Genomic DNA, 14,969 nt, shown 5'->3' on the forward strand with positions numbered 1-14,969 from the left:
AAATACCCTCATTAACATATTCTTAGACTTTAATTTAATTACTGAACATCGTAATTTAATTTTAATTGTTCTGGAACTAAACTTCTTTAGTTCTAAAAAAGAAAAATGAGCTGCCTATGCAACTCAATAATCTTTCTTTTAATACACTGCTGTTATTATTTTTATTTTGTTCCGAGAAGGATTTTTCATTCCTATCTATTCGCCACTTACCTTAAAGCCAAATACATTAAGATTGGGATTTTTTCTTAATTAATTGTTGAGGTACATGCTCCTTGCAATAAGCAAATTTAATTCCGTTTAAGCTTAATAAAAGCTCCTCATTTTGAGATAATTGCTTCTTGCATTTTATACACTCTCTACCTGCTGATGGCATAACACTGTGGATTTCAGGATCAAAATTATCAATAACTATACCTTCATTTGATTGTAATCCTCCATTCGATTCTTTAAAACCTGGACTTGTAGACCAGTCTCTGTAGGGTGCTAAATCATGCCACCCCATTTTAAACTTATCACAAGCATCTCTAAAAGCTTCTGATTCAGCAGTCATTAGAGCATTTTTAATAGATGTGGTTTCAGTTTTTGCAATCTTAGCAATCCCCAAACCCTGCCTTATTGTATCTACAAGTGTTATTTCTCCCTTTACAATTACAAAATTTTTTTCAAAGTTAAATACAGGTTCACCAATAATTCTCCAATGCCACTGGGAATTTGCAACGTCTTCTAAGCGAGACATATAGACCTGGACAGGTATATGACCTCTTTTACCATCAGAACTTACTTTGACTGTTCCAGGAGGAAAGGGCTTTCTTAATTGTTCCGTAATCTCTGTATAGGATTTCATTTTGCTGTCCCTACCTATTTAATAGTTTGTAGTTAATCATTTATAACCACCAATATTCAAATTGGAGACGTATTTAATGTTTCAGGTCCATAATAAATTTTAAAAGTGAGTTATTATCAAAATTTGCTTAATAACAAGCAGATTTTAATTATTCGACCGCTTCATGTTCCACAAAAATTTAGCATTAAAGTGTAACGAAAAACATGTATTAAAATAATTGTAGCAGTCTGAGATTTTTACTGCTACAGATGAATACAAAAATAAGGTTATTCCCTTGTATTTAGGGAATAACCTTATTAACTTATGATGTAAGGACTTTAACTATAGATGGTCCGACCTTCATTAAGCACCAAAGAAAAGGAACTCCTAAGAAAATCCCATATCCGATACGCTTTCTTCCCGGTATACGGCTAGCATGATGTAAAACAGCCACTCCAATAATTAAAACAGCCACTATTAAAGGTTGTGTAACTCTAACTATACCTTCATATATTTTTAATCCGGCAATCTCAAGCGTGGGAACAAATAACATCAGTCCAAGCTCTGCCTCGGGCGTAGCAGGTTGCTCAAATACATAATACATGACTAACACAGGACCATGGATAACACACAATAAACCAATTGGCATAAGAACAGTTAATACATACGCTAATCTTCGTTTATGGGGATTTTTAAATGCATATATAAACATAAAAATTCCAAATAAAAATCCGACACCACATACAAATATTAAAATTAACTGAATGTAGTAGATACCTATAAGTAATGGCTCTGTTGCATCAATGTGTTCTAGCATACTTCACCTACTTGTCTTCTATCATTTCTATAATATCCCAAACAGAAGAAGAGATATAAGGTAAATCTATTGTTTCACCTTCACTAGCATTAAATTGGTATTGTTCTAGCATTTTAACAATTAAATTAATACGAATAGGTTCTGAGAGATCTTTATAATGAATATCTAACACTACTCGTACTGCATTTGACTCAAGCACCCATATACTTCGAACTACTTCCACTTTATCTAGTTGACCATCACGAGATAAACGGCTCATAGCTTCATCAATTTTTTCTAAACGTTCTTTTAAAAGGTTACTAGAAAAATCTGCATCTATCTGTTCCGGATTCATTGAAGATATAAATAAATCAGCATTATTCATATTTGCCATAGAAAAAAATTCCGTAATTACCGTCTCCATTTTTCTGCTATCAAAATTGGAAGTTGATTTTTCTACTTCTACTTCAATTCCATCGAGTGTTTTAGAAGTTTTATCAAATTCACTAGCTAAAGAGTCATATTCAATTAAAGTATTTTCATTCCCTATTTCGCCTTTATTTATTGAGGGCGAAAAGTAGGCTTTGTAAAATACAAAACCTATAATTACAACTACGAAAAACAACACCACTTTAAACCATACTTTACTTAGTATATTATCTTTTATGGATAACCATATTGCTTCTTTAATTTCTTTCATAATAGCACCTTCTATTTTATTGGAGGCGTTGGAATGTAATTCATTGGATTACGTGGATTTGTCGCTTGTTTAATATATACAGGAATATGGAACTCAAAATGTAAATGAGGACCTGATGATCTACCCGTACTTCCCATAATCGCAATTTGTTGCCCTTTTTTAACCGTCTGTCCTTTTTTAACATTCATGGAAGCTAAATGAGCATATAATGTTTCAAATTTATCACCGTTTATTTCGTGCTGAACCCTTACAATATTTCCATAGGTGCCTAATGGGCCAACATATGAAACTACACCATCTGCTACTGTTACAATAGGAACATTTTTTCTACCGCCTGCCCCAATATCTACTCCATAATGGAATTCTTGACCATTTCCAATATCTCTCCAACCATAAGGCGATGTAATTCGTCCAGTGGTTGGATACGTAAGATCGCCAGGTGCAACTGAGATTGGAGATGAGACACCTAACTCATATTGCTTTCCAGTACTATATACATCATTTGCATAACCTTGTGCTCCATTACTTTGCCAAGCTACATTGCCTCCATTATATTTAGCTAAAGCAGTTTTTATAGATGTTTCATTTCCTTTTTCATATCCTATGGTTTTTAAATAACAAGCTGCAGTTGTAGCTGCATCTATTAAATCCCACGGACTCGCAACTCCATCATTATTACCGTCCATTCCTCGTCCACCGTACTTTTTAATATTCGCTGGAACAGTAATAAATGAAAGATCATCAACAAGAATATTCCCTTTTTTTGTTGTAGGGTAATCACTAGCAGCGGACCAACCAAGCCACGTTAACGGCATAAACTGGAAGTGACCTACTGCTCCGACTAGGTTACCATCTTTATCACGTGAACCTAATGATGGATCAAAAGCCACAGGATTACTACTAAATGTGGATTCCTTACCATGAACGGCTGCTAATATATACCAGTCAATTCCACAATTATTAGCTGCTTTCTTATAAATATCCTCAAATTCTTTTGGATACCAGCCCCCTGTTAAACCTCCTAAATCCCCTAAGGTTCCACCTAATACAAACTCATCAATACAAGGATCAATAGACTTGTTCTTAAAGTAGCATTTTTTTAACCCTTCATAGTCAATATCAGGTTTTGGAAACCTTTCATCTATTTCCTGTCCTAAATCTATTGCATATTCTAAGTCTTGCACTTGAACTAATTTTGTATAATCGCCTTCTTTTGAAGTAGAAGTAAGGATACGAACTAATTCCTCCGGTATTAATTCGATCATTGGCGGCATACCATCATCGATAACCCATAATTTTAATTCTGTTGTTATATCACTGACACAATCACCACTAGACGCAGTACTTTCCGTAGTTGTAAGTAATTCTTTGTACGGAATTTTTGCTTTTAAGTAACCCATTTGAACTTCATCAATTATTTCATGCGATACGTTTTTCTTGGTTGTAGTTGGTCCTGACACAGATGTAGATGTATTCCCATCTTCATCTGTATGTGTACATGTCGTTGTAGTTGTTATCTTTACGAATTCATCAATTGGAGATGATCCTTCAACAAATATTGGCTTATAGTTAGGAGAATCCTCAAAATAATAAGCCATCTCTTTATCAATGATTTCAATGAATTTTGCCAATAGTAATTCCTTATTCGCAGCAGTATAATTTTTATATTTCTCATGCCAAGCTTTATAGCTTTCGTTTTCTATGTTCTTGAAATAATGATGTATGGTTGGAATAGCTATACTTTGTTTAAGCATATCTCCAACCTGATATAGCCAAGGTTCTGAAACTGGTGGATAAGGATATTCAGATTGGGTACTTCTGAGCCTATCTCTAATTTCAGTAGGCCCTTCTTCTAATCTTAGTTCAAACACTTGTTTTACAGCATCATCAAACACGACTTCAGTTTCAGAACGAGTAGATGCTTTTTGGAATAAATCAAAACTCGCTACACTTTGTAAAACTAAAAGTAACAGGATGATTAGGATAATTACTACTAATACATATGGGCCTAGAATTCCAAGGAGCCATTTTATACAACTCATCAATACTTTTGATATTATTGATTTTAGGAGTTTTGCAAACTTTCCAAGCTTTCTAGCCCCTCGTATTAGATCTAAGCCTTTCTTTCCCGCATTTATGGGTTTTGTAGTCGCGCCTTTACCAATATCTGTACTTTTATTGTTATTATCTGAATTACTCATTTACCTCACCATCCTTTTCAGGTGAAGTACTAGAATTAAATGGTGAACTAGTTTCTAATGACTTAATAGGTGAAGGCAATTCGCCTACATTACAGTGTTGTTCTGGACGCCACTGACTAGCATCAAAACCACTATCAACAAATGAATTTCCACTTTTATCTGCTATCATCGCATCATTTACTTGTGTATACATTTGAGTATTTGGTAAAGTACTGCCTGCATCGATTTTATTTAAAGAATCTGTAGGCATGTAATCCACGGTTCGTGTCATACCATCTTTTAATCTAGTATCTGCATCACCAATTGGGGAGATTAATTTCATATCTCCATTGTTATCTAAATAAAAACCACTACCTTCATTGGTTTGTTGAAACTGAATTTTCGCTTCAGGGTATTTAGCGGCAATATCACTCAAGTTAACTGAGCCTAATCCTCCAAGTTCTGTAGAACTTAAAATTGCACCTTTACTAATTCCACTTAACCCATAACCCATTTTCCTTCCAATTTGACCTTGTCCTACGATAGTTCCTAACGATTCTCCCATTGCACCAAAATACTGTCGCTTATCAGAAATATTGTTTAAATTAAGAGAGTTGTCCTTTACTTTAGCTCTTGTGTCCATTATTCCTTTTACACCGGCTGCAATATTTCTTGGAGCCTGTAGAGTATTACCTACCAAATTAGATCCAATGGATGCTCCTAGCGAAGCTCCCCCGGGTCCAATTACCATTCCTGCTGTACTGCCCAAAGCTGCTCCTGTGAATTTAGCACCTGTCTTAAATTTATTCCAAGTACCAGATCCTTCTGCTAATGCCGAAATAGCAGTTTTATTAGGTTGTTGATTACCTAACCCTGGCTTGCCCTTAAACATTTGTTTTGATCTACCAGCTTTAGCTGCGTAATTTATCAAAGATTGAGCAGTTCGTGTAGTCATAGTTGCAGTAGACATTCCCATAATACTTAAAAGCATTGAACTCAATGGTAAAAACAAGAATAATAGAATCATTTTAAAAACAATACTTAATGAATTTAAATTGATAAACATCATGATTACAGCAAAATAAATAGCGTGTACACTCTGCATAAAGACAGCACCTAGGAAGTCTATCAACCATAAACCGAAATATTTTCTTGTTTTCTCAAATAGCAATCCAATTATCACTAATCCACCTACTAATAACAGGACAGTGATAAGAAATAATCGATACATGTAAACTAAATTCAGAAACAGTAACATTACCCATTCAGCAAATAAAACGAGAATGTCAGTAAAATGGAACTCATCTTGTGAAGCGAGTATACTCAGACTTCCTAGTTTCATCCCTTGTGCTTCAAGAACTTCAACCACTGAAGAGGTAATTGCGTGATTAAACATAAAAATATAATCAACACTTGACCAGTAAGTAATAAGTAATACTGCAGCTAAGAAATACATAAATAGCTCTTCACCTATGTTAAATCGTTTAGAAAAGGTACTAGAATACATCATTTTAAGACCACTTATTAAGATGCTTAAGCACAAAACTAAAGTAAATATGAATGTAACTATATTAAAAATGGGATCAATAACTTTTTCTTTTAAAGAAGTTGGAAATAAACCATATGTTAAAGCCGGTTCTTCTTCTTCACTTTCGAACCATATACAATATGGATTGCCAAAGATTAATTGATTAAGGGTGTTTAAGTTAACCGCATTGAACGCTAATTGAACTAAATCTAAGCTATACTCTTCAGTTAACGTTGCCCTATCATCTTTAAAATCATCTACTTTATCCGTTGTTTCTTTATCCTTCAATGCCCCTTCACATGACTTTTTAGATTTATCTTCTTCATCGTTATTTGCATAGGCTAATGAAACATTATGGAATAAAGAAGGGATCAAGATGAGAAAGACAAGTAGCAATCGCACACAAGTTTTCACATGTTGTCCCCCTTTACTAGACGAGTTTCTTGACGCGTTTAGATTTAGTTTGATTTTGAGCTTTAGCTTTCCACACACTTGCGACTTTCCCTACATTACTGGTTTCAGTCTGTTTATCAGTGGTACTTTGTTTACCTTTTTTAGAAATATTATGATAAACATAAGCATCCGGATTCACTTTATTCACATTGAACCCTGGGTCCTGATATTTTGCCGCGTTAGGAGAAGCAACTTTTCGAACAGTTTTTGGGTTCATTGCTAAATTAGACTCACCAGTATTAACAATATAAGCCTCAGATTTCCTCATCACCGAAGGAGTTGAACCTTGTAAACCAACTGTTTCCGCCCTTTGATTTTGGGTTTCATTACCTTCAACTGATTGAGAAGGACCTGCCATAGCAGCAACACTATCTACACCCACACTTGCATTTGATTGAGGGATATCATAATCAGGTGTCGCATTGTCTATACTTGTAACACCATTTGGTATATTAATAGAAGAACCACTTACTGTTGATTGATTAAATGCAACTGTCTCTCCATCTGTTGATGGATTTATTGCTCCTGGTGTTCCTGAACCACTTGAAACAACATCTTCAACAGCTGAAACTGAACTGCCTGAAACAACATTTTCAACCGCTGAAACCGAACCACTGTATGAGTCGGTTAATGGTGCAGCAACATGTCCACTCTCCACAGCATCTTCAAATGGCAGAACTGAAGAAACATTTGAAATTGGACTATCAGGTGAAGCATTTACTGGACTGTTAATTGTAGCTTCCGATAATGATGGAGAATGCGAAGGCGTTGTATATGTTCCGTCCGGCTGGTATTGATAATTTAAAGATGGATCAGCTAATTTATAATCCATGACACGAGTTTGTCCATCTTTTAATGATGAATCAGCAGCACCTGTTAGACCAACTTGCTTCCAACCGTTATTTGTATTTACATAAAAACCACTACCTTGATTTGTTTGCATCCATTTCATATCCGCATTAGGGTATTTTTGAGCCAATGCATCAAATGTGGTTGCTTGTAATTTCCCTGAAGCATCTTTCATACCAAAAGATGACGCCATTTCAGTTGCTAGACGTTGACGAGAAACTCCACTTAACGCAAATCCTGCATTTCTACCTATTGCTGCACCTCTTTGACCAGCCAGCATTAATCCAATGGACTCTCCAAAATTCCCCATTGTTTGACGACGAGCATTTAATGTGTCAAAGTTCGCATTACTTCCAAACAAGGCTTTAAAACCTGATCCATTTTCATTCGAAAATTTACGTGCTTGATTGAAATTAGAATGGATGTTGCGACCACCTACAAGCATATTTCTCCCTGATTGAACAAGACCTCCTCCTACCGCTCCACCAAGTTTAGCTCCTATACCTGCTGCCATTGGTCCAGCTACCATTCCAGCACCTGCTCCAACAAAACCACCTAGTTTGGAACTAGTATCTTTAGCCATATTAAATAGGGATGAGTTTGTTCCAGCAGCGGAAGAAGATATAGAGGTACTTGCACTATCGCTAGCCAAACTATTTGCTAAATTAGTAAGAGAATCTCCTCCTGAACTACTTGTAGAATTATTATTAAATAACCCACCATTACTAGTTAAAGAACCTCCATACATTACACTTTTAGCTTGCGAAGCTAAATTCATAGTGGATACCATTCCTCCAAGTCCAACCATAGTTAAAGCAGAGCCAACTTTAGATGAACTATCCCCTATATTTAAAAGTTTCGAAATCATCCCAGAGATGGGAATAAACATAATCATTAATCCAATCTTAAAAAATACACTAGCTCCCATTTCTGCAAACATTACCATACCGTAGAATACAATTGCATGTATGGATTGTAAAAATACGTTTCCTAATAATTCTCGGAACCAATTTCCAAAGAACGCTCTTGTTTTAGAAAACATAAGACTGTATATTGCAACCATACCTAGAACGAGTAATAATAGAATGATTACTTTCCGAGCAAGGTAAACAACATTCAAAATACCTGCTAATATCCACTCACCAATCGCAACAATTAAGAAAGATCCCATTAATCCTGGTGAAAAATCCCCAATAGAACTCATGGCAGATACATTATCCACATTTGTTGTATTGGCTTCTAGTAATTTATAAATATCTATAACAATTGCTGCATTTATTTGGAATAACCAATTGGTCCAATCATTGTAGAAAAATGATAAAAATAAGGCTACAATCCACATCCAAGCATCATTCCAAAACTCATCCATTGCTTGTCCACGAATACTATTGCCCATTGTTTTTAATCCTGTAATCAACATTGCTAAAAGTAATACTAAGAAGAACACAGAGCCAAAGAGTTTAAGTAGTGGATCTATAATTTTTGTTCTTTCATCAAGTGTAAAAATACCGTCTGCAGACATTTTGGTATTTTTACCCGCCCAAATACAATATGGGTTCCCAAAAACTAATGTTGACATTCCGTTAATCGGACCGATATGGAAGAGATTTTGAACTTGGCTGGTTAAAAATTTCTCAGCCATATTTGCATCGTTCTCTTTATAATCATTTATTTCTTTGTCTACATCCTCTGAAATTAGAGGCTTCCCGCAAGCAAATGAGCTAAGTGAATATTCGGTATTAATACCACTTGTATTACTATCACCTTTATCAATATTATCTAAATGAGTTCCAGACCCTTCATCTAATCTCGCAAAGGCTGTTATTGGATTAATTGATAACGAAGTGATTAAAAGTAAAAGAAGCAACATTTTTGCTTTTTTCATTTAACCACCTCTTACTAAGGAATCCACAGAGACGTTTTGGTTAGTATTGATATATTTCCATTCACTCGGAGTCGGAGAACTTTGGAAGGAAACGATTTCTTTACCTGCCTTTAAGATCACTTCACCAGTGTCTGCAGTTCGTATCATCCGTCCAACTTCTTCTGAAAAGCGGAAAGTTCTTAAGATAGGCTCTACATCCTGATCTGGCTGTTTCATAAATGCACATGAATGCAGCTGTGCAACAACGTCTTGTGCTTCTTTTGTTCTATCAAACATCTCGTATCGTTGAGAAACAAGGGTTAACGAGACATTCCATTTTCGTCCACGTGCAGAAAGAGTTTTAAAGAACTTTACCATTGACGGATACTCTAACATCATCCAAGCTTCGTCCTGAATTACCCTTTTCTTTGGTTTAGGATTGTTTACAATGAATCTATTCCAAATCCAAGTCATTAAAACGTGTTGTGCTAAAGGTCGCTCACTACTTGATTTACTTAGATTAGAGATGTTGAAGTTTACAATTTGAGCATTATCTAACATATCTTCTGGTAGTAAATTTCCTTCTTTATCAACAATCTTAGTCTGACAATCAAACATACCAAAAGCTCGGCCTTTTATGAATAATGCAATTACACTTTGTAATTCCTCTAATCCTACTTCTTTTTCTTCATGAATTAGTTTCTTTATTTCCCTATCAACATCTGAAATTTGAGGCATTTTTTTATATTTTCTAATGTAATCAATTTCACCATTGTCTTTTACAAAATCCACTGTTTCGTACAAGGACTCTGGATCTTCTGTAATCTTGCACTCTTCCTTGTAAAGCCTTAGTAAAATACGATCTAGAGCATTTAATTCATATGGTGTTAAATGCGGCTTGTCATGAGAGGTCGATTCTTTCATTACTTTGAAGAATTCAATTGCTTCTTTTACTTTTTCATTAACGTTTACACGTTCAACCACATACTCATCAGGTTGATAACGATTAATAACCTCTTTTTCTACGTAAATATCAAGTGGATTAATCTGACTTGCAGATTCAACTCCGTCACTTCGGAGCTCTACTACAATTCCTCCAAGTGCATAAGTTAACCCGACATACTCTGGTTCAACATCCATGATAACTACTTTTTCAATGCCATCCATGAACCCTCGACCTATCAATTGCTTTACGAAAACACCTTTACCTGCTCCCGATTCCCCAAATATGCCAAGATTATAATTAGTTAGTTTCTTATCGAAGTTATTAAAATAGATATACTCACGACCATAAATACCAATCGGCATACCACCGTCGTGGTTAAGTTTAGATGACATGTGTGGGAATATTGCCGTTAAAGAGTTTCGGTCAAGATTTCGATACGACTTCTTCAAATAATTTGTTCCAAGTGGCAATGTTGATAACCAGCCTTCACGTTGACGGTCAAAGGCATTAATTAGCTCAATAGACTCCGCAGAAAGCTGCCTTTCAATGGCAACACTTTTATCATTGAGTTCACTTAGACTATCAGCATAGATAGTTGCAGATATACTTACATAGAACAAACCATTTGAGTTATTTCGTATCTCATCACGCAAGCCTTTTGCATCCCAATAATTTTGTTGTACTGCTTCGATTTTATTACGATCACCTTGTTTCTCAGCAGAATACATTACCGCTTCATACTCATCAGCTTTATCCTTCAATTTCCGTACAGCATCAGTTCTATCATAGGGCTCAATATGTACCGAAACGTCCATATCATCTCCTGTGAATAGACCTTCTAACCAATTTATTCGTACATTTGCTGGATAACCGCTAGGCTTTACATAAAATGATCTACCGAATTTTTTAGTACCTAAAGCAGTCTGTTGTTCAAAAAAGTCTGGATGGAATTTTACACCCTCATTTGAAATATTATCGATTAGTGTAGGCTCCACAACATTGTTTTCCCCAGTTACGGGTTTAGGCGGTATTGTTTTTTTAAACTCCCGCTTATTTTCATCTTCAATATTTTTTGCTTTTCGTTTAGTTAGCAGTCCCAACAATGTCTATCGCCTCCTCTACATTATTTACAAAATTCTCAAAGTCAGGGATAGTCGAGAAATCCATTGTTACAAAAGTGCTTAGCTTTTCTTTCTCCTGAAGATCTTCTATTGGATGTAATACAATACGATCACGATTTAAAGCACGTTTTACAACTTCAGCAGCTTCTACGGAACCGAGAATAGTTGCCTCTACTTTAGCTCTACGTAAAGCTCGTCTTACAATTTCAGCGCGAAGTCCAATATTATCAATAATATTTTTTTCTTTTTGTTCTTTATTTAACTTTGCCATTTTCGATGGCTCATAAATGTATTTAACAATGTAATACAACCGTAGTGTGATACGAAAATTTTTCTCAGTAACGGTTTGAATATGATCTAAAACATCTCGGTTATAGTTAGCAGCATGCTCATTTACGCGACTTAAATTTTGTTCAAATCTATATCGATCTTTAGTAAAGTCTTGTCGAACAGCTTGAGCTTGTAAATGAACAGGAAAATTAATAACATTAAAAACTTGCTGATATCCTTCTAAAATTGCAATACGCTCACGGTCCTGTAATAAATGGAAATTTACAAAATCAGAACTTAATACCACCAAATATTCATTACGTTCACGTTCAATTACACTATGTTCAATCTTTTTAAGTTCCATTAATTCAAGGATTGATTCGTATTCCTTATCTTCGTTGGTTAGAGTACTTTTGTTTTCAGAGTTCGACGAAGGTGCAATTCCTCCGTTTTTTTGTTCCTCAAGAAACTGTTTTCTTTTCCAACCAAAAACAGGTTCATTTCGATCCATCCGCTTTTTTGCTACCATTAAAATCAAAAATACAACTACAATAGCTAATACACAAAAAAGCACAAGTAAATCTAAAATATCCAATTGTTTCACATCCTAGTTTATATATGTTTTTTGTGACCTCCAGAATTTATAACGACGTACGACGAATTCTGATAAATAACAGTCGTATTTTTCTAGATAAATAAACGCTAGAGCAATAGAAATACCATTAAAAACCAGGGTTATTAAAATTTTAAATATAAATTCCAACCAGCCACCAATAAATGGCCAATTAAATATAACTAGTTGCAATAATGTAACTACAGCCACTGGACCAACTAACAATAATTGCCTTATGGAAAAATAAGCTAGTACTGTTTTTTGTTCTTGTGTTAAATCAACTGGAATTTTAATCATTTTTGTTCTCCTTCCAAAAATGAGTGACTCTATTGTCACTCATTCTGAAATGATTAAATTTTTAACCGAATAAACCTGATACAACTTTTGATAGCATGAATGCACTAAAGAATAGAGCAGCTCCTGCTAAACATGAGAAAAGTGCGGTCCACCATTTACCAATATTTCGTGGAGATATTGACCCAAAAATAATTACTAAACCAATAATTAAAACAGCTAATGTAAAGCTAGCTCCTCCAATACCACCAACCAATTTAATGATTTTTTCTATAATCTTTGAAAGTTCTGCATTACTCTCAGTATAGATTTCTTTGGTAAATTGCGTATTTAGCAAAGTTAAAGATGTTAAAGTCTTCATTCAGAATTTCACCTCCTTTTCAATCAAAAAGAACGAAAAAAAAGTACCGTGAAAGCAAGGCACAAAACCCAGTTGGGATTTTGCCTTAAACTTTCACGGTACTTCCGTGTTAACTTTCGTCATGTAAATTTAATTAGATTATTACAAAATTAGACATAAAAGTCAATGCATTTTCTATTCATATTCTTTAATCACTTCTCCATCGCGGAATGGTTTTTCTGCGATAAAGTCCATTTTAAATTTATCCTGCCAGTTTCCGTCTTCATTTTCCTTAAATTCAAACGCAAAGCGTAAATGTCCATGCTCCAATTTAGGAATATAAAGGATTGCTGTCGATAGTAAGTACACAAAACGTCGATAAACCAACATCGGAACTTTAAACTCATTTTTCTCCAGTTTAAAATCTTCGTCGAATTCATCGAAGTTTACATGCATAGAGTCAAAATGAAACTTAGGATATAACAGCTTAGATACATTCCCCTTTCTTACAAAAACATCAAGATATCCCTGTTCATTGGCGCAAACAGCTTCAATTATATCATTATTTTTTAACATCGCTTTTTTAAGTTGTTCTGCGACTTGTTCATTGTATGTTGGTACTAGTGTATTCTCCATTTTCCTGCCTCCGTGTACGTACTTTTATAAAATAAAAATGTGTTAAAAAAGGAGTGATTTTAGTATCCCCCGGTATAGATCCCATTGATAACATCACTAATAATTGATAGTTATTGTAAAAGGTTCTGAAGACCCACTCATTCTATAGCTCATTGTTAAAAAAACTATGTCGATGTAATTTTTTTCATGAAGATGTTGTAAAAAAGATATAAAAAAATCCTTTTTTTTTAATTTTTAACATCCATTAATTATATATTATCAAAAAGAGTACGACAATAGACACTGTATAACAATAAGCAAGATAGCCTATTTAAAGCCAAAATTTTATCACATTTTACCAAAATCATTGAGCCTATACCCCTTCCTTAAATAATTCAAATTTAAATTTTTTCATTTGAATTATTTAAGGAAGGGGAGAAAAGACACTCCTGAATGAATATTTATGCCTTAATATTTATATTTAAATTCTTTATAAACATTACGTGATTTACAACTAAATTATCTATTTATTGTTAAACTCCTTCCGTTAATATAAATTTTCTTCCCCACTATTTAATTAGTGAAAAAAAGCTTTAATATAAAGCATTAAAAGCTAATTTAGGATGGCGGTAATATAAAAATTATTACTAATTTCCATATGCAAAGTAATGATAAATATTTAACTATTTTAATTTCTTAATTACGATTTATTTTCATCTTTTAACTGTGGCATTTTACAATCCGATGCATAATAATTTAACTCACGATTAAAATTATCTGCTATGATATTAAGATTATTAATTACTTCTTCTGTAATTTCCGAATGGGAAAAATCTACCAATTCATCGTAATTACCTATCCTCTTATTAGTAATAATATTCTCCTCAACTTTCATTTTAAATTCTCAAATTTTTTAAGTATTGTAGTACTAAAGCTTTGTGTTTCACTAATCAACAGAGTAGTTCTATTAGCTTCTTCTAAATAACTCACTTATTGAATGTCCAAGTAAGGTTTCTACTTTTTTTCAGTAATATCTTTCGATTAATGCACTAAGAGTACCTATGATTAGTGTATTCCTATTGGTACAGGTATTCCCGATGTTTCAGTAGAAATTTTAAACTTATGTACCCCTAAAATCTTATTTATCTTCAAGCACGAAAAAAAGCACTCTTGATAAATGAACAGACCTCTCCTATAAAGGAAAAGTTTGAACACTAACAAGAGTGCTTTTAATGCTATTCACCGTATGGTTATAGCCTGGAATCGTTCTATTAGATAAGTCCATTATATCTATTTACTTCCTGAATTTCAAGTACATAAAAAAATATATGAATCTTTTTACACATATAAATAACTAAAATATGTATTATATTACCACGTTATTACATATTATTTTTTTCGTGTTTTCCAATTATTCTTTATCTTTTTGGTATACAGCAAAAAAAAAGAAGGTGCAAAATACAGCGACCTTCTTTTGAATCTCCATCTATAAACCCCAGTAAATACATCAGATAACAACTGCTAATAATCTTCAAAATCCAATTTTACAAATGAATTCTCGAATATCTTCTACTCCA

12 protein-coding genes are annotated in these 14,969 nt (G+C 34.0%); all 12 read right to left on the reverse strand.

The window, feature by feature from the left end:
* Positions 1-226: 226 nt before the first annotated feature.
* The 12 genes from ACE1MS_RS22975 to ACE1MS_RS23030 all read right to left on the reverse strand — a co-directional run bounded on the left by ACE1MS_RS22975 (position 227) and on the right by ACE1MS_RS23030 (position 14,287).
* Positions 227-844, reverse strand: coding sequence for a hypothetical protein (locus ACE1MS_RS22975; protein ID WP_090002756.1), 618 nt, complete (start codon positions 842-844; stop codon positions 227-229).
* A gap of 301 nt (positions 845-1,145) precedes the next feature.
* Positions 1,146-1,640 carry a hypothetical protein gene (locus ACE1MS_RS22980; RefSeq protein ID WP_090002757.1) on the reverse strand — a complete coding sequence of 165 codons (495 nt, stop codon included), beginning with the start codon at positions 1,638-1,640 and terminating at the stop codon, positions 1,146-1,148.
* Between the two features lie 7 nt (positions 1,641-1,647).
* Positions 1,648-2,319 (reverse strand): hypothetical protein, encoded by a 672-nt coding sequence (locus ACE1MS_RS22985; protein WP_447403089.1) that lies wholly within the window; start codon positions 2,317-2,319, stop codon positions 1,648-1,650.
* An 11-nt stretch (positions 2,320-2,330) separates the two neighbouring features.
* Positions 2,331-4,520 carry a peptidoglycan DD-metalloendopeptidase family protein gene (locus tag ACE1MS_RS22990; protein WP_447403090.1) on the reverse strand — a complete coding sequence of 730 codons (2,190 nt, stop codon included), beginning with the start codon at positions 4,518-4,520 and terminating at the stop codon, positions 2,331-2,333.
* Positions 4,513-6,441, reverse strand: coding sequence for a hypothetical protein (locus ACE1MS_RS22995; protein WP_274997023.1), 1,929 nt, complete (start codon positions 6,439-6,441; stop codon positions 4,513-4,515). Before ACE1MS_RS22995 ends, ACE1MS_RS22990 begins: the two co-directional genes overlap by 8 nt.
* A gap of 16 nt (positions 6,442-6,457) precedes the next feature.
* A complete protein-coding gene (locus tag ACE1MS_RS23000; protein ID WP_447403091.1) occupies positions 6,458-9,214 on the reverse strand; it encodes a hypothetical protein in 2,757 nt (918 codons plus the stop codon).
* Complete coding sequence (locus ACE1MS_RS23005; RefSeq protein WP_447403092.1) at positions 9,215-11,242, reverse strand: VirB4 family type IV secretion system protein; 2,028 nt, start codon at positions 11,240-11,242, stop codon at positions 9,215-9,217.
* The gene (locus ACE1MS_RS23010) at positions 11,223-12,125 is read right to left on the reverse strand and encodes a hypothetical protein (RefSeq protein ID WP_447403093.1); all 903 of its coding nucleotides are present in this window, start codon (positions 12,123-12,125) and stop codon (positions 11,223-11,225) included. The genes ACE1MS_RS23005 and ACE1MS_RS23010 overlap by 20 nt, the downstream gene beginning before the upstream one ends.
* Before the next feature lie 12 nt (positions 12,126-12,137).
* Positions 12,138-12,440, reverse strand: a complete 303-nt coding sequence (locus ACE1MS_RS23015) for a hypothetical protein (RefSeq protein WP_447403094.1) — start codon at positions 12,438-12,440, stop codon at positions 12,138-12,140.
* 61 nt (positions 12,441-12,501) lie between these two features.
* Positions 12,502-12,798 carry a TrbC/VirB2 family protein gene (locus tag ACE1MS_RS23020; protein ID WP_447403095.1) on the reverse strand — a complete coding sequence of 99 codons (297 nt, stop codon included), beginning with the start codon at positions 12,796-12,798 and terminating at the stop codon, positions 12,502-12,504.
* Between the two features lie 174 nt (positions 12,799-12,972).
* On the reverse strand, positions 12,973-13,413 hold the full coding sequence (locus ACE1MS_RS23025) for a hypothetical protein (protein ID WP_090002765.1): 441 nt from the start codon (positions 13,411-13,413) through the stop codon (positions 12,973-12,975).
* Between the two features lie 679 nt (positions 13,414-14,092).
* The gene (locus ACE1MS_RS23030) at positions 14,093-14,287 is read right to left on the reverse strand and encodes a hypothetical protein (RefSeq protein WP_274997007.1); all 195 of its coding nucleotides are present in this window, start codon (positions 14,285-14,287) and stop codon (positions 14,093-14,095) included.
* Positions 14,288-14,969: the final 682 nt, after the last annotated feature.

The sequence above is a fragment of the Lysinibacillus sp. fkY74-1 genome (assembly GCF_053165895.1).